This window comes from Bacillus sp. JZ34, assembly GCF_053903205.1.
The window spans coordinates 982,970-1,002,159 of the sequence record NZ_CP096403.1; the positions used below are offsets into that span (position 1 = coordinate 982,970).

The 19,190-nt window shown below is 46.0% G+C and carries 25 protein-coding genes; 14 read left to right on the forward strand and 11 right to left on the reverse strand.

Annotated elements, in window-relative coordinates; translation table 11 throughout:
* Positions 1 to 49: 49 nt before the first annotated feature.
* Positions 50 to 607 (forward strand): YufK family protein, encoded by a 558-nt coding sequence (locus M1D90_RS04865; protein ID WP_020452777.1) that lies wholly within the window; start codon positions 50 to 52, stop codon positions 605 to 607.
* A 50-nt stretch (positions 608 to 657) separates the two neighbouring features.
* Here M1D90_RS04865 and M1D90_RS04870 read toward each other — a convergent pair whose 3' ends face one another.
* From M1D90_RS04870 to M1D90_RS04880, 3 genes are all read right to left on the reverse strand, one after another.
* On the reverse strand, positions 658 to 1,056 hold the full coding sequence (locus M1D90_RS04870) for a thiol-disulfide oxidoreductase DCC family protein (protein ID WP_033155026.1): 399 nt from the start codon (positions 1,054 to 1,056) through the stop codon (positions 658 to 660).
* 31 nt (positions 1,057 to 1,087) lie between these two features.
* A complete protein-coding gene (locus M1D90_RS04875; RefSeq protein ID WP_052252271.1) occupies positions 1,088 to 2,923 on the reverse strand; it encodes a transglycosylase domain-containing protein in 1,836 nt (611 codons plus the stop codon).
* A gap of 132 nt (positions 2,924 to 3,055) precedes the next feature.
* Positions 3,056 to 4,234 (reverse strand): MFS transporter, encoded by a 1,179-nt coding sequence (locus M1D90_RS04880; protein ID WP_025809721.1) that lies wholly within the window; start codon positions 4,232 to 4,234, stop codon positions 3,056 to 3,058.
* A gap of 352 nt (positions 4,235 to 4,586) precedes the next feature.
* On the opposite strand from M1D90_RS04880, the gene kapD reads away from it, so the two are divergent.
* Complete coding sequence (gene kapD / locus M1D90_RS04885; protein WP_373926117.1) at positions 4,587 to 5,162, forward strand: 3'-5' exonuclease KapD; 576 nt, start codon at positions 4,587 to 4,589, stop codon at positions 5,160 to 5,162.
* A 27-nt stretch (positions 5,163 to 5,189) separates the two neighbouring features.
* Here the strand turns inward: kapD and M1D90_RS04890 are convergent, their stop codons facing one another.
* A complete protein-coding gene (locus M1D90_RS04890; protein ID WP_023856140.1) occupies positions 5,190 to 5,579 on the reverse strand; it encodes a kinase-associated lipoprotein B in 390 nt (129 codons plus the stop codon).
* Positions 5,580 to 5,646: 67 nt separating this feature from the next.
* Between M1D90_RS04890 and M1D90_RS04895 the strand changes: the two genes are divergently transcribed.
* Complete coding sequence (locus tag M1D90_RS04895; protein WP_020452772.1) at positions 5,647 to 5,847, forward strand: hypothetical protein; 201 nt, start codon at positions 5,647 to 5,649, stop codon at positions 5,845 to 5,847.
* A gap of 26 nt (positions 5,848 to 5,873) precedes the next feature.
* Here M1D90_RS04895 and M1D90_RS04900 read toward each other — a convergent pair whose 3' ends face one another.
* On the reverse strand, positions 5,874 to 7,037 hold the full coding sequence (locus M1D90_RS04900) for a MalY/PatB family protein (protein WP_025809718.1): 1,164 nt from the start codon (positions 7,035 to 7,037) through the stop codon (positions 5,874 to 5,876).
* 106 nt (positions 7,038 to 7,143) lie between these two features.
* Here M1D90_RS04900 and M1D90_RS04905 point away from each other — a divergent pair, with 106 nt between their 5' ends.
* The gene (locus tag M1D90_RS04905; protein WP_456283171.1) at positions 7,144 to 7,641 is read left to right on the forward strand and encodes a hypothetical protein; all 498 of its coding nucleotides are present in this window, start codon (positions 7,144 to 7,146) and stop codon (positions 7,639 to 7,641) included.
* 79 nt (positions 7,642 to 7,720) lie between these two features.
* Entirely contained in the window at positions 7,721 to 7,975 is a 255-nt protein-coding gene (locus tag M1D90_RS04910) for a DUF1871 family protein (RefSeq protein WP_023856137.1), read from the forward strand.
* A gap of 38 nt (positions 7,976 to 8,013) precedes the next feature.
* Here the strand turns inward: M1D90_RS04910 and M1D90_RS04915 are convergent, their stop codons facing one another.
* Complete coding sequence (locus M1D90_RS04915; protein WP_023856136.1) at positions 8,014 to 8,835, reverse strand: alpha/beta fold hydrolase; 822 nt, start codon at positions 8,833 to 8,835, stop codon at positions 8,014 to 8,016.
* Positions 8,836 to 9,039: 204 nt separating this feature from the next.
* Between M1D90_RS04915 and M1D90_RS04920 the strand changes: the two genes are divergently transcribed.
* The 3 genes from M1D90_RS04920 to yugI all read left to right on the forward strand — a co-directional run bounded on the left by M1D90_RS04920 (position 9,040) and on the right by yugI (position 11,307).
* Positions 9,040 to 9,540: an Lrp/AsnC family transcriptional regulator gene (locus M1D90_RS04920; RefSeq protein ID WP_003184796.1), complete on the forward strand. Its 501-nt coding sequence runs from the start codon at positions 9,040 to 9,042 to the stop codon at positions 9,538 to 9,540.
* On the forward strand, positions 9,541 to 10,713 hold the full coding sequence (locus tag M1D90_RS04925) for an aminotransferase (RefSeq protein WP_219191959.1): 1,173 nt from the start codon (positions 9,541 to 9,543) through the stop codon (positions 10,711 to 10,713).
* Between the two features lie 204 nt (positions 10,714 to 10,917).
* Positions 10,918 to 11,307, forward strand: coding sequence for a S1 domain-containing post-transcriptional regulator GSP13 (yugI, locus tag M1D90_RS04930; RefSeq protein ID WP_020452765.1), 390 nt, complete (start codon positions 10,918 to 10,920; stop codon positions 11,305 to 11,307).
* Between the two features lie 31 nt (positions 11,308 to 11,338).
* Here the strand turns inward: yugI and M1D90_RS04935 are convergent, their stop codons facing one another.
* Complete coding sequence (locus M1D90_RS04935; protein ID WP_020452764.1) at positions 11,339 to 11,575, reverse strand: DUF378 domain-containing protein; 237 nt, start codon at positions 11,573 to 11,575, stop codon at positions 11,339 to 11,341.
* A 141-nt stretch (positions 11,576 to 11,716) separates the two neighbouring features.
* On the opposite strand from M1D90_RS04935, the gene M1D90_RS04940 reads away from it, so the two are divergent.
* Together M1D90_RS04940 and M1D90_RS04945 are read left to right on the forward strand one after the other, a co-directional pair.
* The gene (locus M1D90_RS04940) at positions 11,717 to 12,880 is read left to right on the forward strand and encodes an iron-containing alcohol dehydrogenase (protein WP_101561525.1); all 1,164 of its coding nucleotides are present in this window, start codon (positions 11,717 to 11,719) and stop codon (positions 12,878 to 12,880) included.
* Between the two features lie 289 nt (positions 12,881 to 13,169).
* Positions 13,170 to 14,522 carry a glucose-6-phosphate isomerase gene (locus M1D90_RS04945; protein ID WP_020452762.1) on the forward strand — a complete coding sequence of 451 codons (1,353 nt, stop codon included), beginning with the start codon at positions 13,170 to 13,172 and terminating at the stop codon, positions 14,520 to 14,522.
* Between the two features lie 21 nt (positions 14,523 to 14,543).
* Here M1D90_RS04945 and M1D90_RS04950 read toward each other — a convergent pair whose 3' ends face one another.
* Both M1D90_RS04950 and M1D90_RS04955 read right to left on the reverse strand, forming a co-directional pair.
* A complete protein-coding gene (locus M1D90_RS04950; protein WP_020452761.1) occupies positions 14,544 to 15,071 on the reverse strand; it encodes a GNAT family N-acetyltransferase in 528 nt (175 codons plus the stop codon).
* A 74-nt stretch (positions 15,072 to 15,145) separates the two neighbouring features.
* The gene (locus M1D90_RS04955) at positions 15,146 to 15,622 is read right to left on the reverse strand and encodes a TspO/MBR family protein (RefSeq protein WP_026580041.1); all 477 of its coding nucleotides are present in this window, start codon (positions 15,620 to 15,622) and stop codon (positions 15,146 to 15,148) included.
* Positions 15,623 to 15,739: 117 nt separating this feature from the next.
* On the opposite strand from M1D90_RS04955, the gene M1D90_RS04960 reads away from it, so the two are divergent.
* Together M1D90_RS04960 and M1D90_RS04965 are read left to right on the forward strand one after the other, a co-directional pair.
* The gene (locus M1D90_RS04960) at positions 15,740 to 16,306 is read left to right on the forward strand and encodes a DUF421 domain-containing protein (protein ID WP_023856128.1); all 567 of its coding nucleotides are present in this window, start codon (positions 15,740 to 15,742) and stop codon (positions 16,304 to 16,306) included.
* Between the two features lie 37 nt (positions 16,307 to 16,343).
* Positions 16,344 to 16,748: a YugN-like family protein gene (locus M1D90_RS04965; RefSeq protein ID WP_023856127.1), complete on the forward strand. Its 405-nt coding sequence runs from the start codon at positions 16,344 to 16,346 to the stop codon at positions 16,746 to 16,748.
* Here M1D90_RS04965 and M1D90_RS04970 read toward each other — a convergent pair.
* On the reverse strand, positions 16,745 to 17,728 hold the full coding sequence (locus tag M1D90_RS04970) for a potassium channel family protein (protein ID WP_020452757.1): 984 nt from the start codon (positions 17,726 to 17,728) through the stop codon (positions 16,745 to 16,747). The genes M1D90_RS04965 and M1D90_RS04970 overlap by 4 nt on opposite strands.
* Positions 17,725 to 17,979, reverse strand: coding sequence for a membrane-integrating protein MstX (locus tag M1D90_RS04975; protein WP_020452756.1), 255 nt, complete (start codon positions 17,977 to 17,979; stop codon positions 17,725 to 17,727). Before M1D90_RS04975 ends, M1D90_RS04970 begins: the two co-directional genes overlap by 4 nt.
* Before the next feature lie 182 nt (positions 17,980 to 18,161).
* Between M1D90_RS04975 and M1D90_RS04980 the strand changes: the two genes are divergently transcribed.
* Together M1D90_RS04980 and M1D90_RS04985 are read left to right on the forward strand one after the other, a co-directional pair.
* Positions 18,162 to 18,386, forward strand: a complete 225-nt coding sequence (locus M1D90_RS04980; protein WP_023856126.1) for a hypothetical protein — start codon at positions 18,162 to 18,164, stop codon at positions 18,384 to 18,386.
* A 98-nt stretch (positions 18,387 to 18,484) separates the two neighbouring features.
* Positions 18,485 to 19,159 carry a zinc metallopeptidase gene (locus M1D90_RS04985; protein WP_023856125.1) on the forward strand — a complete coding sequence of 225 codons (675 nt, stop codon included), beginning with the start codon at positions 18,485 to 18,487 and terminating at the stop codon, positions 19,157 to 19,159.
* Positions 19,160 to 19,190 lie beyond the last annotated feature (31 nt).

Genomic DNA, 19,190 nt, shown 5'->3' on the forward strand with positions numbered 1-19,190 from the left:
TAAGTCGTACATAATGAATGAGGAACATATCAGAAAGGGACTTTTTTTTATGAAAAATACGTATGTAACAGGCTTTTTTCCTTTTATCGCAATTCTTCTTTTCAGTTCATCTCTTGCGATTTCTTCCGTTATCTATGCCATGGGGATACTGTCTTCTCTCGGCATTTACAAAGGAATGCTCGAATTTTTCTCTGAGAGCGGCATCCGGATGGCTTTGTTTGCTGTGTTTACGCTGATTTTTTTCATGGTATTTTCCGCTTTGAAGCTGATTGCCAATACAGTGACAGAGCTTGCCCTCTTATTTTTCGCCAAAGATCCTGAAGGAGCGAACCTGAGGAAAATCAGGGTCGGTTCTGCCGTGTATCTGGGAGCAAGCCTTTTATCCTTTATTTTTGTCCAATATGCCGCTGGAATTGCAGCGCTTTTTTTACTCGCAACACTCGTATATTTAATTTTTATCGTTTATGCGATCCACAGCACGCTTTCATTTATGTCATTAATCGGCTTTATTATGTTTGAGCTGCTGTTTTGGTTTACGTTTTTAATTGGCACGGTGTATATCGTCATCAAGCTATATAACAGCGTCATGGCGAGCCTGCCCGTTTGAGCCATGCAAAAAACCGGAGCGCGGACGTTTGTCCGACGGCTCCGGTTTTTTTATGACAAAAATCGTTTTCTGATCTCAGGACCGGGAATGGTGCACTCGCTTTTTTGCCCAAACCATTTGTAACGGTTTTTCGCAATCACGCTGTAGATGGCGTCCCGTAGCGGTCTGGGAATGATCAAGAGGGCGGAAGCGGCCCGCCAAAGACCAGGAAGGCTTTTCACCACATGCAAGGCCGCGGTTGATTTCTGATATACCCGTCCGTTTTCGATCAAAATAAAGCTGTCAAAATGATCGGAGGGGAGCTGATATTGCTTGAGCAGCTTCCCCCCGGCATCAGATTGCAGGGAAGCGAATGAAAATAAGCCTTCTGGATCATGCTTGATGATGAATTGAACGGCTCCGTCGCAAAAGTTGCACACGCCGTCAAACAGAACGATTCGCTCAGGCATATCAGCCACTTTCAGCCACCCCTTTTTTGATTTAAGATGCGTATGCAAGCGTTCCTCTCCAGATTAAAAGTTGAGGTCCCGCGTGATGCAGATACTCGACATTGCCTTTTGCCTCTTTTCCGACCCATACACTCATTGTGTACGTATCCGTCAATCCGACAAACCAAAGGTCTCTGTACCCGTTGGATGTTCCGGTTTTGCCTCCTACATATCCGCCGCTGAAATTCGCTTTTTTCCCGGTTCCTTCTTTGACAACCGCTGATAAGAGCTGACGCATTTGGTTGTTTGTCCGCATGCTGAATACTTGCTGCGGTTTGTCTTTCCATTTGTAAAGCGTTTTGCCTTTTAAGTCCGTCACCTTTGTGATGGCATGGCTGGATGTATAGCTGCCGTTATTGCCGAAAGTCGTATAGGCATCGGCCATCTCCAGCGGTGAGAAGCCCCATGTAAATCCGCCCAGTGCAGCAGGAAGACGGTAGTCATTTTGAACGATTTTATCAAATCCGAACGGTTTTAAATAGCTGAATCCTTTTTGCACGCCGACCCGGTTCAGCATTCGTACGGCCGGTGTATTATACGAATTTTTAAAGGCTGTCTTGATCGACACGGTTCCGTATGTTCTTTCGTTGAAGTTGTTCGGACAGTATTCTTTGCTGCAAAATTTGCTTGCGTCAATCATGCTGCCTGCCGTCGCACCCGTTTCTTCAATGTACGGCCCGTAGTCAAGGAGCGGTTTAATCGATGATCCCGGCTGCCTGTATGCCTGGAATGCCAGGTTGTAATCATACTTTTTATAGTTTTTCCCGCCGGACATGGCGACGATTTGATGGGTTTGGTGGTTGATCACCACCGCTCCGCCTTGTACGCCTTCATAAGGGAGGCGATTATTCACTTGCTGGACGACCCGGTTTTGCATCCCGGTATCGAGCGCCGTATAAATTTTGATCCCGCTCGTCGTGAGGGAGCTGATGCGGTTAGACAGCTCTTTTTCGATTTTTTTCTTTTCTTCTTTTGTTTTTGCCTTTTTCAGCCGTTCGTCAAACCCTTCCGAAGCAGACACCAATTTGGTGAATTCCTCGTTGACATAAGTCGTATAGTCGGGATAAGCGTCTTTCTTTTCTTTTACATGAAGCGTAATTTTTTGCTTTACGGCTTTGCTGTATTCTTTTTCAGTGATCACGCCCGCTTTTTTCAGCCCTTCAAGCAGCCGCTTTTGGCGGGTTTTTGTGTAGTCAAAATGTTTCAAAGGATCATATAATGTAGGGTTATTAGGGATCGCGCAAATAAACGCCGTTTCGGCAAGGTTGAGAGATTTCAAAGGCTTGCTGAAATAGAAATAAGACGCGGATCCAATTCCGTAGACCCCATGATTAAAATAGATCGTGTTTAAATATTTCTCAAAAATTTCTTCTTTTGAAAGCTTTTTTTCCAGCTGATAGGAATACAGGAGCTCTGTGAACTTGCGGTCGAAGGTTCGTTCATGGTTCAAATACAAGTTTCTCGAAAGCTGCTGTGTAATCGTGCTGGCTCCCTGATCAATGCCGCCTTTTTTGACATTGGCTGCGGCGGCCCGGGCCATTCCGATAAAATCAAAGCCTTTATGCTGAAAGAAATGCCGATCCTCTGAAGTGAGAAACAGCTGCTTCACATGATCAGGGATATTTTTATAGGGGACAAATACCCGGTTTTGGTGATCTGAAACAATTTCTGAAATCAGGGCGCCGTCCCTGTCATACATGTAGCTGTTTTGTACAAGGCCGATATCTTTTATATTGATCTTCTCATCGAGCACCTGATCGAGAGGCTTCATATCCTGAGCTTCCCGGCCGGAGGCCATTAAGGTAAAGACAAATATAGGAATTAACATCAACAGAAAAATCCATCCAAAAAATGAACGCAACTTTGTCACTCTCTTTTCGCTAAATTCTAGCCATATCGTACCATTCTTTTTCGATATCGAGAAGGATAATTTGATAGATTGGCAGTTTTTTATCCGATTTCAGCTTGCTTTTGCCTCTGATTTTTTTTGCTGGGACCTTTGGAATATCAGAAGGCATGCTCCGCCGAAAAAGAGGACGGCAGTTGCGTAAAAAGCGGAAGAAATTCCGAAAAAGCTGGAAAGAACGCCGCCGAGCACCGGGCCGATGACATTGCCCAAAAATCTGAAACTTACATTATAGCCAAGCACTTCCCCTTGAATAGGCCCCGGAGATTCAACTCGGATTAAGGCGGTGATGCAGGGAATCATCCCGCCAAGCGCGATTCCGAACAGAAAGCGGAAGAACACAAGCATTTCATACTGAGATGTAAGTCCTTGCGGGATAACGCAAACCGCGGCAGCCAGCGCGAGAATCATCAATATTTTTCCATGGCCGAACCGATCGCCTAAGACGCCCCATTTTCTCGCGGCGAGAAGGCTTCCAAGGCCGGTTGCAGAAAAAGCCAGCCCTGAGAAAAATGCGAGATTGTCAGTTCCGTGCAGCTCGCTGACATATAAGGCAAGCAGCGGCTGAACACTGAAGTTTCCCACTTGAATCACAGCGGTGAGGATCATCGCCGTAATCAGCGGGCGCTGGTGCAAAATCGTCTGCAGCACCTGCTTTCTCGTATACCCGGCGGAGGCATCGCGCTTCGCCTTCAAAGGACGTTCACGCACTCCGATAAACACGAGGAAAACGGCGCTGTAAATGGCAAATGCCGTAATGAAAAACGTATATGTAAAACCGACGCGATCGGCGAGCAGACCGCCGAGCAAGGGGCCGAATAACCCTCCTGAGACCGTGCCCATCTGCAGCGTGCCGAGCACTTTGCCAGCCGTTTTTTTCGGCGTCTGAGCCGAAATCATGGCAAGGGAAGTGGGAATGAACCCGGTTACGAGCCCCATCGCCATTCTCAAAAAAAACAGTTCGTATACGGAAGAGACAAGGGACATGAGAAGAATGCAAGTGCCGATGCCGGTGCCCGTGATCAAGAGGATTTTTTTATAGCCGTGTTTATCTCCGAACCTTCCCCAAAAAGGAGAAACCAAAAAGGCCATCAAAAATGTGACGCCGAAAACGTATCCGCTCCATTTTGCCGTAAATCCGTCCGAATAGCTGCCGAGCGTTTCGATATAGAGGGAAAGAAACGGCAGAACCATTGTAGAGCTTGCGGCCACGAAAAAATTCGCGAACCACATGATCACAAGGTTTTTCTTATAAACAGAGATGCGAATCACCTTCTTAAAAAGTTTGAATTTCCTTCATTATAAATGAAATGTGGAAGCTGTATGGAATCGCTGCTCATTGGAAAAATGAAAATTGGGTATTTGAAGGAATTTTCAACATTTTCAGAAATTAAAACCTTAAATATAGAAATATAATGATATAATAAGAGAAATATGAACGTACTTTGGAAAACATTCAGAAGGCTTTAGGCTTGGACGATTTCCATCCGCTGCGCTACATCCATAAGTTTTTTATATTGAGATAGAAAGGCAGGTGTGAAAGTTGGAAGCGAGCACCTTACTGATTATTGATTTTGAATTTACAATGCCTGAGGGAAAGTATCACCCGCAAAATTTTTTCCCGGAAATCATAGAAGCAGGGATTGTAAAGGCGGTTCATGATGAGGTGGTTGAGACATTTTCAAGCTATATTAAGCCGAAGAAGTTCCCTAAATTAACGAGGCGCTGCAAAAAATTTCTCAGCATTACGCAGGAACAGGTTGACCAAGGCATCACGTTTAACGCGTTGATTGAAAAGCTGCGGGAGCTTGATCCTGACCAAAACAGCGCCATCATTACATGGGGAAACATGGATATGAAAGTGCTGAAGCAAAATTGCATGTTCAACCATGTTCCGTTTCCGTTTAAAGGAGAGATGAGGGATCTTTCCATGGAGTACAAGGAATTCTTTGGTGACAAAACATTGACGAATTTGTGGAAAGCAGCGGAAGAGTACGGCGATTCAGGAACGGGAAAACAGCATAAAGCGCTAGACGACGCGATGACAACGTATAAGCTGTTTCGGCTCGTAGAACGGGATAAGAAGTATTTGGAAAATCCGAAACCGACGACGATCGGCGAACGGGTTGATCTTTCAAAAGTTTTTCCGCACGCCACATAAATAACCCAATCTGGCGAACAGATTGGGTTATTTGTGCGGGAAATATTCATTTTCAAGCGCATGAATAAGTTCAAGCGATTTTGCCGCGTATTCGGACGAATCGTTTTGCAGATCCGTTTTTAAACGGTTTAAAGCTGAGCGGAGCGAATCCGCATAATCCGGTACAGCTTCATCGAACGGCTTCACCATACGATGCGGGATATTTGTCTGTTCACCGAAAGCGAGCGCTTTTCGTTCATGAAAAAAAGGGACGTCTGCCTTGTTGGGATGGTGAAGATCGCCTTGCTTCGGGTGGGTCAGCACGGCGAGGATTTTGACAAGGTAGTGCATCGGTTTAACATCCGTAATTTCGCCGATGTAGACGCCTGTCTTATAAAAGCCCTTTACACGATCGCCGACTTGAAATTGGTTGTTCACTGCATCTGCCTCCTAATGGTATCATAATAAATAAATGGTAAAAAAATCATTTCAGGGAGGAAGAAAAATGGCGCCGTTTCTGATTCAGTTTATGCTCTATTTTCCTGAAGACAAAAGAGAATATATCCCTTCTTTTATTACGCTGGCCGTTTTCTTTATCATCGCAATTGTTGTATTCCGGCTGATCATTAAACATTCCAAAAAAGAAGCTGAAAAAGCGGAAAAGCTGGAAAGAGAATTGAATGAAACCATCCACAAGCGCTCTTAGAAGCGCCCGTTTTTCAGCCGGAACGCTTATGAAAAAGCGGTCTTCAGACGTCTGAGCCCGTCTTTTACAACAGAGAGCGAACATCCGACATTCATTCTGACGAATCCTTCTCCGCCCGGTCCGTACTTTGGTCCCGGCTCCAGAATCAGCTTTCCTTTATGAAGGAGAAGCCGTTTGATGTCCTGATCCGTCAATCCGAGCTTGCGGCAGTCAAGCCATGCCAAGTAAGAGGCGTCTGGCTCCATCATGCGGACCTCGGGCAGCTCCTCTGCTAAAAAGCGGCGGACTTCTTCCATATTTCGTTCGATGTAAGGGATAAGCTGATCGAGCCACGGTTCGCCTTTTGAATAGGCCGCTTCGATTGCTGCAACTGCAAATGTATTTAAAGAATGCAGTCCCTGGCGCTGCATAACTTTTGCAAAGGCGGTTCTCTTCGCCTTGTCGGGTATGATGATGGCTGAGGCCTGCAACCCGGCCAAGTTAAACGTTTTGCTCGGTGCAATACATGTGATCGAAATATCCGCGAATTCCGGAGATAAAGAGGCGAACGGCGTATGGTTCAGTCCGTTCAGCATCAGGTCTGAATGGATTTCGTCGGAAACAACTGTGACACCGTGTTTAAGGCAGAGTTCGCCCAGCGTTGTCAGCTCTTCTTTCGACCATGAACGTCCGGAAGGATTGTGCGGATTGCAAAGAATGAACATCTTCACATCCGGTTCCCCAAGCTTTTTTTCAAGGTCGGAAAAATCCATTTCATAGCGGCCGTCTTTTTCGATTAATGGATTGTGTAACACAACCCGTCCGTTTTTTTCAACTATATCAAAGAACGGCGTATATACAGGCGGCTGTACGACCACCCGCTCGCCTGGCTCTGTGTACGCCTGCACTGCTTGGGCTAGCGCTGTTACAATGCCCGGGCTGAAAGTGATAAACGCCGGTTCAGTATTCCATCCGTGCCGGCGGCTAAGCCAATCGGTGACAGCTTCGTTCGTGCCCGCGCTTGCAGATGTATAGCCAAAAACCCCGTGCTCCAAGCGCTGCTGAAGAGCGTCGATAACGGGCTGGGGGGCGCGGAAATCCATATCAGCCACCCACATTGGAAGCGCGTCATCTACACCGAATAATTCCTGTGTTAAGTCCCACTTCACAGACTGGGTCCCGCGTCTGTTATGTTCTGTATTAAAATCCATGATCTCACCTCATGTCTTTTTCATATGTTATACATTAACTGTGATAAGGATAGAATGCAATGTTTTAACCATGAAAGCTTTTATAAAGTAAAGGGAGTGGCATCCGATGGAATGGAGCAGTGTGCTTGAGTGGGCTTTTCAGCGTCATCTCAACCCTATGAGCTGGTATATTCGCCCGGTCTTTCTTGTGGCGCTTGCGTATTTTTGCTATAGGCGGACTTGGAAAGGCGTCATCGTTACTTTTTTGCTGATGACGAGCAGCATGTTTTGGTTTCCCGTCCCCGAGCGGATCAATCCGGAGATGCAGGCTGTTTTGGATTACGAGCAGATGCTTTTGTCCAACCCGCTTTCTGCCGTGCTCACGCTCGCTTTTATGATGGGGTTTCTCGTGTTGATTGGCGCGGCATTTTGGAAGCGCTCCTTAGGGTGGGGACTTGCGGTATTGAATGTGACGCTGATCGGCAAGGTTGTGCTGTCAGTGATGCTGACGGGGGAAAACGGCTGGGCGCCCCTCGGAAATACCGTGTTCGGATTGATTCTCGTCAACGGCATCGGGCTGCTGCTGATCGCCTGGCGGAGGAAGCGGAGACAAGCCGGCCGATAGCCTGGTGCTTTCCTTATCGACAAGCCGGCGCGTTATGATACAATAGCTTTTGAAACATTACAATGAAGCGGTGATCATGATGAAAGAAAGTCAGGCAGCAGCACAAATCATCCACATCATAAAGGAATGGGATCCGTTTCAAGCCGGACCCGATTTTTATGAAACGGAAGCGGCCGAGATTGTTCAGGCCGTCTACACGGAAAACGACGCAGAGCGGCTGGGCGAAGCTATCCAGTCCGTTTTTGAAGTATCATTTGATCAGACGCTGCCGCTGGCAAAATGCAAACAGCTGGCTGAACGGCTCCTTGCGATCAAAGACAGCAGTTCGTGCTGATCAAAATTAAAAACCGCCAAACGGCGGTTTTTTTATATTCATGTCAAAATGAAATCGGCAATTTTGTCTGATACATAATCCGGATTTTCTTCGGGGACGAGGTGGCCGGTTTCCCGCAGGGAATAGAAAATAGAATTGGGCAAATCCTGATGAAGCCTTTTGCCGATCTGTACAGGGACAACGCGGTCCTCTTCGCCCCAGATTAAGAGGGAAGGCGTCTCGATTTTCTTCAAATCGTCCGGTAATAAATCGCCTTCCCGGTGTCTGATGAGACGCGCGAGCGCCCTGAAAATTTGATCGTCGAGAAACGGTTTCAGGTAGCCATTGATCATCTCCTGATCGATCAGAGATCTGTCGTAGACAACATTCATGAGATTTTTCAGGACGCCTTGTTTTGATAGCCAGCGCTTGATGTACAAATAAAAATAAGGAATATGGCTCCCGAAAATGAGCGGGCGGGGGGAACGCTTTAAATAGCCTGAGCTGCACAGCAGGACGACTTTTTTGAACAGTTCAGGCCTTTCCTTTATCGCATAAAGTGAAATCTGGCCGCCCATCGAATGTCCGACAAGCACGGCGTCTCTAATCCTCAGCCTTTCGATCAGTTCGATGACCACCCTGGCCATGTTTTGATAGGTATACACAAAGGTGCTGGATTTTTCTGATTGGCCGAAGGGAGGCAGGTCAACGGCGACTAAATTAAACTCATCCTTCAGAAGAGGAATGATTTTTCTGTAGCAAAACGAGGAAGAAAGAAAGCCGTGTATTAAAACGAGCGATTGCCTGCCCGGATTCTCGTAATGCTCATAATATATATTGACCCCTTGAATGGTTTCAATAGAAGGTTTTGTTAACAGCATGATCCAAATCACTCCGAATGTTTTTCTTTCATGTTCAAACAATCTGGCTGCATGTTGTCGCCTAAGTCCTGAGTACGTTATTTATCGTACCCGAAAAAATTTTTTTCACGCTTTGATTTCGCTTTTTTTACCGCCTTACATTCGTTCAAAAACGTGCTATAATATTCAGAAGATTTCTTGACATATAAAAGGTGTGATAACGAGATGAAGCTAACAGAAAAAGAAACAGAAATATTGGAAATATTAGAGGAAAACAGCCGCCTCGAACCTGAAACCATTGCTAAAATGGCGAACATTTCACAGGAAGAAACAAAAGCGATTATCGAAAAGCTTGAAAAAGAAAAGGTCATCATCGATTATTCGGCAATGATCGACTGGCGAAAAGTCGACGGCCATGAAGGCGTGACAGCGATGATCGATGTGAAGGTAACACCGAAGCGCGGCGTCGGATTTGACGAAGTGGCCGAGCGGATTTATCGTTTTCAGGAAGTTGAATCCGTTTACTTGATGTCAGGCGTATATGATCTGTCTGTTGTCATCCGCGGCAGAACGATGTCGGATATTTCGCATTTCGTGTCCGAAAAATTATCGACGCTCGAATCGGTCGTGTCGACAACCACCCACTTTATTTTAAAGAAATACAAGCATGACGGTAAAGTTTTTGACTCCGGTGATGATGACAAAAGAATCGTGGTGTCTCCTTAAATGAGGACAACTTATATTTCGAAAGCAGCCCAGCAAATCAAACCGTCGGGCATCCGCAAATTTTTTGATCTTGCGTCCACAATGGAAGGCGTGATTTCATTGGGCGTCGGAGAGCCCGATTTTGTAACGGCGTGGAATGTCAGGGAAGCGAGCATCCTTTCCCTTGAACAGGGCTACACGTCATATACGGCAAACGCGGGTCTTCTTTCTTTGCGGAAAGAGATCAGCGCTTATCTGAATAAACGCTTTCATCTGGATTATGCTCCTGATGACGAGCTGATTGTCACAGTCGGAGCAAGCCAGGCGCTTGATATTGCGGTCAGGGCGATCCTTGATCCCGGAGAAGAAGTGCTGATTCCCGAGCCTTGTTTTGTCGCTTATGAAGCGCTTGTTTCTTTGGCGGGAGGAAAAGCGGTTCACATTCACACGAACGCAGCGCGCGGATTTAAAGCGAGTGCAGCCGATTTTGAAGCCGTTCTGACTGAACGTACGAAGGCCATTATCCTTTGCACCCCGTCTAATCCGACAGGCTCTGTGTATTCAAAAAAAGAACTGGAAGAGATCGCGGCTTTTGCTGAACAGCATGACCTGATTGTAATAGCGGATGAAATATACGCCGAGCTGACATACGATGAAACGTATACAAGCTTTGCGGAAATCGCCGGAATGAAAAAGCGGACGATATTGATATCGGGTTTTTCGAAAGGGTTTGCCATGACAGGCTGGCGCCTTGGATATGTCGCAGCTCCTGCATATTTAAGGGACCCTATGCTGAAAATTCACCAGTACTCGATGATGTGCGCGCCAAGCATGGCTCAATTTGCGGCGGAGGAAGCCCTTAAAAACGGTCTCGAAGACGTCGAAAAGATGAAAAAAAGCTATCGCCGCCGAAGGAATGTGTTTGTGGATTCACTGAACGAAATCGGGCTTGACTGTCATCAGCCGGGGGGCGCTTTTTACGCGTTTCCGTCCGTTAAAAAAACGGGCATGAGTTCAGAACAGTTTGCTGAGGAGCTTCTCATCGCAGAAAAAGTCGCCGTCGTCCCGGGCAATGTTTTCGGGCCGAGCGGCGAAGGCTATATCAGATGTTCTTACGCTTCCTCGCTTGAACAGCTTCAGGAAGCGCTCGTCAGAATGAAACGCTTTGTCCAGAAGACCGGTGCAGTTCAATAAAAAAATGCGCACCTAAAAGGTCCGCATCAACATAAGGGGGGGGAATACTAGAAAGCCTTAGTTGTTCTTTAGTATTCCCCTTTCAGCTCGGTTTTAAACATACAATGCTTAAAAAAGTTTTTTTGCTTAATAAAGACTTGTATGATATAATTTTTTATTGCGTATAAAAAGAGTTAAATTCATATGATTTAGGAGTTGTTAGTTATGACAGCAAAATTTGAAGTAGGCAGTGTTTACACTGGAAAAGTGACTGGATTACAGGCGTACGGAGCGTTTGTTGCATTAGATGAAGAAACACAGGGACTCGTGCATATTTCTGAAGTAACACACGGTTTCGTTAAAGATATTAATGAGCACTTGGCGATCGGTGATGAGGTGCAAGTGAAGGTTCTTTCTGTAGATGAGGAAAAAGGCAAAATCAGCCTTTCTATCCGCGCTACACAGGCAGCTCCTGAACGAAAAGAAAGCAAGCCTAGAAGACAAAAGGCTGTTCAAGCCGAAGATACAGCTGCTCCACAAGGATTCAACACGTTAAAAGACAAACTTGAAGAGTGGATCGAGCAGTCCAACAGAAAAGATCTTATTAAGAAATAATTGAAAAACTCCGGCAAAAGCCGGAGTTTTTTTATCGCATTTCCGGCTGCTTGGCGTCTTCGCCAGCAGTCTCTTCAGCCGGTCTAAATAAAAGTCCGAGGTTGATCAGACCTGCGATTCCGACAAGCGCGTAAACGGTCCGGGCTAAAGCGGATCCTTGACCGCCAAAAATGGCTGCAACCAAGTCAAATTGAAAAAATCCTATCAGTCCCCAATTGATTGCTCCAATGATTGTTAATACCAATGCAATACGTTGAAGTGCATTCATTTGTTTTTCCTCCTTTTTGAAGTCCTATATTTCACATTTATAGATTGCGACGGATTTGGAAACATTATACGCTTGAGGAGCAGATCGCTTTACAGGGCATTCGGCGATTTCCCATAATAGTAAATAAAGGAGGAGATATAGATGGATAATTTTACATATTGGAATCCCACGAAGCTGATGTTCGGCCGGGGAGAAGTTGAAAAGCTGGCAGAAGAGGTGAAACACTACGGCCGCAATGTCCTGCTCGTATACGGCGGAGGCAGCATTAAACGAAACGGTTTATACGATCAAGTGATTTCAATCCTTGAAAAGGCAGGCGCGACCGTCCATGAATTGCCCGGTGTCGAACCGAATCCGCGTGTTGCCACTGTGAATAAAGGAGTCGCGATCTGCAAAGAGAACGATATTGACTTTCTATTGGCAGTCGGCGGCGGAAGCGTCATCGATTGTACGAAAGCGATCGCCGCCGGAGCGAAATACGACGGCGATGCATGGGATATTGTGACAAAAAAACATATTCCTGCTGATGCGCTGCCGTTTGGAACGGTTTTAACGTTGGCAGCAACAGGATCGGAAATGAACTCGGGATCTGTGATCACAAATTGGGAAACCAATGAAAAATACGGCTGGGGAAGCCCGCTCGTATTCCCTAAATTTTCAATTCTTGATCCGGTCAACACATTTACCGTTCCAAAAGACCACACGATTTACGGCATTGTCGACATGATGTCCCACGTGTTTGAGCAATATTTTCACCATACCGAAAATACTCCTTATCAGGACCGGATGTGCGAATCCCTGCTCAAAACGGTGATTGAAACAGCTCCTAAGCTCATTGAAGACCTTGAAAACTATGAGCTGCGAGAAACGATTCTCTATACAGGCACCATTGCGCTGAACGGTATGCTATCAATGGGCGCACGCGGAGACTGGGCGACGCACAATATCGAGCACGCTGTTTCGGCCGTCTACGATATTCCGCATGCGGGAGGGCTTGCGATCCTGTTCCCGAATTGGATGAAGCACACGCTTTCCGAAAATGTCGGCCGCTTTAAACAGCTTGCCGTACGCGTTTTTGACGTAGATGAAACAGGAAAAACCGATCGTGAAGTGGCGCTTGTTGGAATCGAGAAGCTGTCTGAATTCTGGACCAGCCTTGGCGCGCCAAATCGTCTTGCTGATTATGACATCACAGATGAGAAGCTGGATCTGATTGCCGACAAAGCGATGGCAAACGGCGAATTCGGCCGCTTTAAAACGCTGAATAAAGACGATGTTCTGTCTATTTTGAAGGCTTCTTTATAAGATTTCTTGACGGCTCAAGGAGGACCGCCATACCTTGAGCCGTTGTTCATTTGTTATCTTTTTGACAAAACTGCGCGTGGCGGCTGAAAAACATGCATTTTTGCGCGCCTGCCTCCATCCTCCTTTTTTTCGTCACTTGATTTAACGAAGGAGTTCATATAAAGTGAAAAGGGAAGAGGCTGTCGCCGAAAATCGACATGTTTTAAAACCCTTTGGCCCGCACTCTCATGAAAATGAAAGCGCTGGCGGGTATATGGAAGAAAACAGCTAGTACTGGAGGTTTAATAATATGACGCATGTCCGTTTTGACTACTCAAGAGCATTGCCATTCTTTAAAGAACATGAACTTACATATCTGCGTGACTTCGTGAAAGTCGCCCACCATACCATTCACGAAAAAACAGGTGCGGGCAGCGACTTTTTAGGATGGGTGGATCTTCCGACTGACTACGACAAAGAAGAATTCGCCCGCATTAAAAAATGCGCTGAAAAAATTCAAAATGATTCCGATGTTTTGCTGGTTGTCGGAATTGGCGGTTCATACCTCGGCGCAAGAGCGGCGATCGAAATGCTGAATCATTCATTTTACAATGTGCTGCCGAAAGAAAAGCGTAAAACGCCGCAAGTGATTTTCATCGGCAACAACATCAGCTCTTCTTACATGAGAGACGTGATGGATCTTCTTGAAGACGCTGATTTTTCAATCAACGTGATTTCTAAATCAGGCACAACGACAGAACCGGCGATTGCTTTCCGGATCTTCCGCAAGCTTCTTGAAGAAAAGTATGGAAAAGAAGAAGCGAAACGCCGCATTTATGCAACAACTGATAAAGAGCGGGGCGCATTAAAAACGCTTGCTAATGAGGAAGGCTTTGAATCATTTATCATTCCTGACGATGTCGGTGGCCGCTTTTCTGTGCTCACAGCGGTCGGCTTGCTTCCAATCGCAGTCAGCGGAGCCGATATCGATGAAATGATGAAGGGCGCCCGCGATGCGAGCAAAGACTTCTCCACATCAGAGCTTGAAGACAATCCGGCTTACCAATACGCGGTCGTCAGAAATGTCCTTTATAACAAAGGCAAAACGATTGAAATGCTGATCAACTACGAGCCGGGCCTTCAGTACTTCGCAGAATGGTGGAAGCAGCTCTTTGGCGAAAGTGAAGGAAAAGACGAAAAAGGCATTTATCCATCTTCAGCCAACTTCTCGACGGATCTTCACTCTCTTGGACAATACGTACAAGAAGGAAGAAGAGACATGTTCGAAACGGTGCTGAACGTTGAAAAGCCGAGACATGAGCTGACAATCGAAGAAGCGGACAATGATCTTGACGGCTTAAACTACCTTGCCGGCAAAACGGTCGACTTCGTCAATAAAAAAGCGTTCCAAGGCACAATGCTCGCGCACACAGACGGTAATGTGCCGAACCTGATCGTGAACGTACCTGAAATGAACGCTTACACGTTCGGCTACCTCGTATACTTCTTTGAAAAAGCCTGCGCAATGAGCGGATACCTGCTCGGCGTCAACCCGTTTGACCAGCCTGGAGTGGAAGCGTACAAAGTCAATATGTTCGCTCTCCTCGGCAAGCCTGGCTTCGAAGAGAAAAAAGCAGAGCTTGAGAAACGTTTGGATCAATAAACGAAAAAACAGCCTCCGGACTTATTGTCCAGGAGGCTGTTTTAATTCATATGACGGATGCTGAAGTCCAGTAGACGGATAAAATTCGTCATGAGTGTAGACGAATCCCAATTTTTCCAGTCGTTTTTGTGAAGCTGTATTTTCAGGGTGATGTCCCGCAAACAGCTTTTTTGCCCGGATTTTGTTAAATGCGTATTCAATCATGGCCTCAGCCGCTTCAGATGCATAACCTTTCCCCCAAGCCGAACGGACGAGATGAAAACCAAGCTCGTACACATCATTTTCCGGGTCATAGGGGCGAAGTCCGCAACATCCGATGAATTCGTTGTTTCCTGTTTTAAATATCGGGAAGTATTGCACACCGTGTGTTTTGTATTGTTCGATCTCAAGCAGCAAACGATTTCTTATTTCGCTATCGGTCATAATTCCGTCTGCTGTCAGATATTTGGCCACATCTCGATTTCCCCACAATGTCTTTGCCAAATTCAAATTCTCTTTAGCCCATAAAGAAAAGCCGATGCGTGTTGTTTGCAGAAAGCAGTGCTTCATTCCATTCCGGTCCCCCTTGTAAGGCAGCTGTTCACCTTATTTTAACACGGCAATAGCCGGCGGGGCTCGTTAACCTAATGATTCATCCCGTAAATCGTAAACGCGAGATAAGTCGCGAAAAAACTCCACAACACATAAGGGACAAGGAGAAGTGCTGCTCTTTTATGAATGCGAAGTGTAATCAAGGCGAGCGCAAGAGCGGTCAAGGCTACGAAAAAGGAGTCGGCCGCGGCAGCAAGTACGTTTTTTTCCGTGAATTGAAAATAGCTGAATGCCTGGTTAAACAAATAGTTAATGATCAGCATGATCCAAAATGGCGCCGCTGCTTTTCTCAGATCATATGTGGCATACACAAGCGCCGCCGCTAATGAAATGAAGGCGAACAGCACGCTCCAGATGGTTCCGATCAAACGGCCTGACGGTGTCCAATCCGGTTTGTTCAATGACTCATACCATTCACGATCTACGGGAAATAAAACGCTCGCCAGTGAAAACAGTGCATATGTAACGAGAAACACGATGACAGCCGTTGCTATTTTTTCCTTCTTCAATAAAAGTCCCTCCCCATAGTAAGCTTGATACCTTTGTCTTTCCCTATTCGTTTAAATATACTCATACCGCACAAGCTTCTGATCCATACTAAAAAATAAAACGGGTGAAGTGACATCATGTTATTTGTATTGGAAACGTTGTTTCTCATCTTAACGGGTATTGTTCTGCTGAGAATTTCGGGGAGGAAATCAATTTCGCAAATGACAATAGCCACCACCGTCGTCATGATTTCCATCGGAACGATCATTGTTCAGCCGATCATTGAAGACAGCATTTTTAAAACGGTGGCAGCTGCATCGATCTTTATCATCGTCCTTCTGTTGATCGAGTATTTGAAAATGAAATTTGATTTTTTTGAAAGCCTGATTGCGGGGAAAGCCGTTGTATTAATCGAAAACGGCGAGCTTCAGAAGCAGAACCTAAAAAGGCACCGCCTGACTGTCGACCAGCTGGAAATGAGGCTCAGGACACAGGGGATTTCAAAATTATCGGACGTGAAAAACGTAACGCTCGAATCAAACGGCCAGATCGGCTACGAGTTATCGGATGATGCAAAGCCTTTTACTATGGGAGAGTATAAAAAATTCCTCCGCATGCAAAACAACCTGCAGCAGCCGGAGGACAATCTGTTTAAGGAAATCAATGAAGGGCACCTGCACGAACCTGATAAACAATTGCGCTAGGGCCCTGAAGTATAAAAACGAAAAAAGGAGTTTTTTTATGATAAGCTTACCTTCTGAACTGGAAAACCGGTCGTTTTCTCTTTATCATCTCGAACAGACGCTCAAGCCTCTCGGTTATGTAATCAGCGGCGGCTGGGAATATGACCGCGGCTTTTTTGACTATAAAATTGATGATGAGGAAGGATACTTATTTTTGCGGATTCCGTTTGAAGCGGAGGACGGACAGCTTGATTCGCAAAATGCGACGGTCAAGCTCGGTACACCATTTTTGCTTCGCCACGTCTATCAGGAAGCGCTGGACGACTACGTCGTTCAGGGGAATTTTCGCGCATCTTTTGACCAGTTTGCTGAACCGAAAGAAAAAGACGCCGATATTCCCGACGTCTATGAAAAGCTTGGCCAATCGTATGTAAAAGAACTCGAAAAGGCGCTTCTTTCCTAAAGTGACAGCAGCTGGTCTGTCGGCTGAAGCTTGTACGAAAATGAAGGAGACAGCACAGGCCCGTCTTTTTGGTGAATACCGATGACGAAAATGTCTTCCTTCATGAAATGGTGAATCACTTCTTGAAAAGACGCACCTTCCATCGTCTTCGGAAGCGGAACCCGATGGACTTTGAAATGAATATCGGCTTCCTTAAATAGCGGATCAGGAAGCTGATTTTTAATGAGAAAATGCTGCAGCATCGCTGTTTTTAAAAGGTCCGCCGTACTGATGATTTGGTTCGCTCCGGCGCGCTCGGCATTTTTTTTCTGCTTTTCCGTCAAGATTTCTACAACGCAATACACCGACGGGTTCAAGCCTTTAACAGCCAGCAATGTTAAGACCGACTGCATATCTGCAGATATTTCGCTTTTATGCTGATCGGCGGTAATAAAGACGATTTCAGCTTCTTCAATATTGGCTTTTTGCAGTGTGGCATCATCCGCAGCGGGTCCTCTGATGAAATGAATGTTTTCCATCAGAGGGCCTTCCTTTAGTGTTTCATCAATGAGCACGATCGTTTTGTTTGAATCGGCGGCCTGGAGCGTCCTCATCAGCTTGTTGGATTTCTCGTTCCAGCCGATCAGGATCATATGTCCCTTGCCTCTGTAGTTGACCTTGCCTTCGGCGTAGCGCTGCTGCTTGCTAAAAGCGGCCGTCGCCATCGTTGCAAAATAGGCCGTGACAAACGCTGCCCCTATTAAAATAAGGAGCATGCCGACGGTTTTGCCGAGTGCGGTTTTAGGGACAAAATCGCCATATCCGACTGAGGACACGGTGATCAGCGCCCACCATACGCCTTCAAAAACGTTTGAAAACTGCTGCGGCTCGACGAATGTGATCAGCTGACCGAAAAGGATGATCAATAAAAGGATAATGATTGCGATGCGGACATATATCGGCCACCTCAGCCATGCGATAAATACACGGTTTGATTTCATGTTTCTTCACCGTCTTTCCGCAGGGAAAATGATAAAATCTCTTTGATGATTGCATTTAACTTTTGATTGGTGCTTACTTTCCCGTGCTGTTCAATCGCTTGTCTGATCATCTCAGCCGTTTCTTCTTCAAATTCGATCAGCTGCTCGTCTTTTTCCGATTCGTTATAGAGAAGAATGAACGCATCAAGCCCTTCATTCATTTTATCAATCGCCGTGCTTAACTGTTCTTTTTCCTGATCCGTTACTTTCACCGTGTCACCACCCGTGCTCTCCTTTTTATTCAGTATATCCCTATTTTACAAAAATTTTTCAGGTAAAAATAAACCTTCGATAACCGACAATAACCGGTAGAGCTGAAGATTTTTACTGGGGCGTCATATCGGTTCCCGTCCTTCCATACACTTTTTATAAACGGATGAGGGATGGGAGCGGAATGTCCTGTTTAATGAGGCTCTTTTTCATACTGGTCGGAGTCCAGCTGATGGCGGCGGCATCCATTCAATTCATTTTTGATTTAAACGCCGTTTATCATTCCTCTGATGAGGTATTCTGGAGGGAGTTTTTCAAGGAGCTGTCCACAAGGCCGCCTTTCTATATCATGGTGTCAGGAATGGTGCTGATCTTTATCGGGGTTTGTTTACCGCGAAGAAAAAGGTAGTGCACTTTTCTGTACAAAAGGAAATCCCTCGGGATAAAATATATTTACAATTAAAATTTTAAACGACTTATCACAAGAGGGAAGATGATTGCATGAGCATGATTTTTTACTTGTTAACATTTGCTGCATTAGGTTTATCGATTTGGGCACAATTTAAAGTAAAGAGCAACTTTGAAAAATATTCAAAAGTAGAGGCGTCAAGCGGGAGAACTGGAGCCGAAGTGGCCAGACAGATTCTCGACCAAAACGGCCTTTACGATATCCCGGTTGAACCGGTAAGAGGAACCTTGACAGACCATTATGACCCGACAGCACGCGTTGTGCGCCTGTCCGAACCCGTATATTACGGCCGTTCAATTGCAGCGGTTTCCGTTGCTTCCCATGAATGCGGACATGCCCTGCAGCATCAGGAATCATACGGCGCACTTGTTTTGAGGCATAAGATGTTTCCGATCGTGAACTTTTCTTCGGGAGTGGCGCCGTTTTTGTTTATCGGCGGAATGCTGCTCGGAAGCCTGAATCTGATCGGACTCGGCATCATTTTGTTTTCGGCGGCCGTATTCTTTCAGCTTGTGACACTGCCTGTTGAATTTAACGCAAGCTCCCGGGCAAAAAGGATCATCGTTTCAGAAGGAATGATCCGCAACACGGAAGAAAGAGGCGTCAGCAAGGTGCTGGATGCCGCGGCTCTGACATATGTTGCTGCAGCGCTTGTTTCGCTGTTTGAGCTGCTGCGCTTCGTCGCAATTTTCCTGTCCGGTCGTAATGACTAACCATTCGTCTTAAGGAGGTGGCCCCTTACCA

What these genes read in the sequence shown, in the direction of transcription:
- M1D90_RS04865 (WP_020452777.1), top strand. Translation starts at nt 50, where the DNA reads ATGAAAAATACGTATGTAACAGGCTTTTTTCCTTTTATCGCAATTCTT.
- M1D90_RS04895 (WP_020452772.1), top strand. Translation starts at nt 5,647, where the DNA reads ATGGCGCCGTTTCTGATTCAGTTTATGCTCTATTTTCCTGAAGACAAA.
- M1D90_RS04950 (WP_020452761.1), bottom strand. Translation starts at nt 15,071, where the DNA reads ATGAAGCACTGCTTTCTGCAAACAACACGCATCGGCTTTTCTTTATGG.
- yugI (WP_020452765.1), top strand. Translation starts at nt 10,918, where the DNA reads ATGACAGCAAAATTTGAAGTAGGCAGTGTTTACACTGGAAAAGTGACT.
- M1D90_RS04940 (WP_101561525.1), top strand. Translation starts at nt 11,717, where the DNA reads ATGGATAATTTTACATATTGGAATCCCACGAAGCTGATGTTCGGCCGG.
- M1D90_RS04985 (WP_023856125.1), top strand. Translation starts at nt 18,485, where the DNA reads ATGATTTTTTACTTGTTAACATTTGCTGCATTAGGTTTATCGATTTGG.
- M1D90_RS04980 (WP_023856126.1), top strand. Translation starts at nt 18,162, where the DNA reads ATGTCCTGTTTAATGAGGCTCTTTTTCATACTGGTCGGAGTCCAGCTG.
- M1D90_RS04960 (WP_023856128.1), top strand. Translation starts at nt 15,740, where the DNA reads ATGTTATTTGTATTGGAAACGTTGTTTCTCATCTTAACGGGTATTGTT.
- M1D90_RS04920 (WP_003184796.1), top strand. Translation starts at nt 9,040, where the DNA reads ATGAAGCTAACAGAAAAAGAAACAGAAATATTGGAAATATTAGAGGAA.
- M1D90_RS04970 (WP_020452757.1), bottom strand. Translation starts at nt 17,728, where the DNA reads ATGAAATCAAACCGTGTATTTATCGCATGGCTGAGGTGGCCGATATAT.
- M1D90_RS04945 (WP_020452762.1), top strand. Translation starts at nt 13,170, where the DNA reads ATGACGCATGTCCGTTTTGACTACTCAAGAGCATTGCCATTCTTTAAA.
- M1D90_RS04870 (WP_033155026.1), bottom strand. Translation starts at nt 1,056, where the DNA reads ATGCCTGAGCGAATCGTTCTGTTTGACGGCGTGTGCAACTTTTGCGAC.
- kapD (WP_373926117.1), top strand. Translation starts at nt 4,587, where the DNA reads ATGCCTGAGGGAAAGTATCACCCGCAAAATTTTTTCCCGGAAATCATA.
- M1D90_RS04915 (WP_023856136.1), bottom strand. Translation starts at nt 8,835, where the DNA reads ATGCTGTTAACAAAACCTTCTATTGAAACCATTCAAGGGGTCAATATA.
- M1D90_RS04875 (WP_052252271.1), bottom strand. Translation starts at nt 2,923, where the DNA reads ATGTTAATTCCTATATTTGTCTTTACCTTAATGGCCTCCGGCCGGGAA.
- M1D90_RS04905 (WP_456283171.1), top strand. Translation starts at nt 7,144, where the DNA reads ATGGAATGGAGCAGTGTGCTTGAGTGGGCTTTTCAGCGTCATCTCAAC.
- M1D90_RS04910 (WP_023856137.1), top strand. Translation starts at nt 7,721, where the DNA reads ATGAAAGAAAGTCAGGCAGCAGCACAAATCATCCACATCATAAAGGAA.
- M1D90_RS04965 (WP_023856127.1), top strand. Translation starts at nt 16,344, where the DNA reads ATGATAAGCTTACCTTCTGAACTGGAAAACCGGTCGTTTTCTCTTTAT.
- M1D90_RS04935 (WP_020452764.1), bottom strand. Translation starts at nt 11,575, where the DNA reads ATGAATGCACTTCAACGTATTGCATTGGTATTAACAATCATTGGAGCA.
- M1D90_RS04900 (WP_025809718.1), bottom strand. Translation starts at nt 7,037, where the DNA reads ATGGATTTTAATACAGAACATAACAGACGCGGGACCCAGTCTGTGAAG.
- M1D90_RS04925 (WP_219191959.1), top strand. Translation starts at nt 9,541, where the DNA reads ATGAGGACAACTTATATTTCGAAAGCAGCCCAGCAAATCAAACCGTCG.
- M1D90_RS04880 (WP_025809721.1), bottom strand. Translation starts at nt 4,234, where the DNA reads ATGTGGTTCGCGAATTTTTTCGTGGCCGCAAGCTCTACAATGGTTCTG.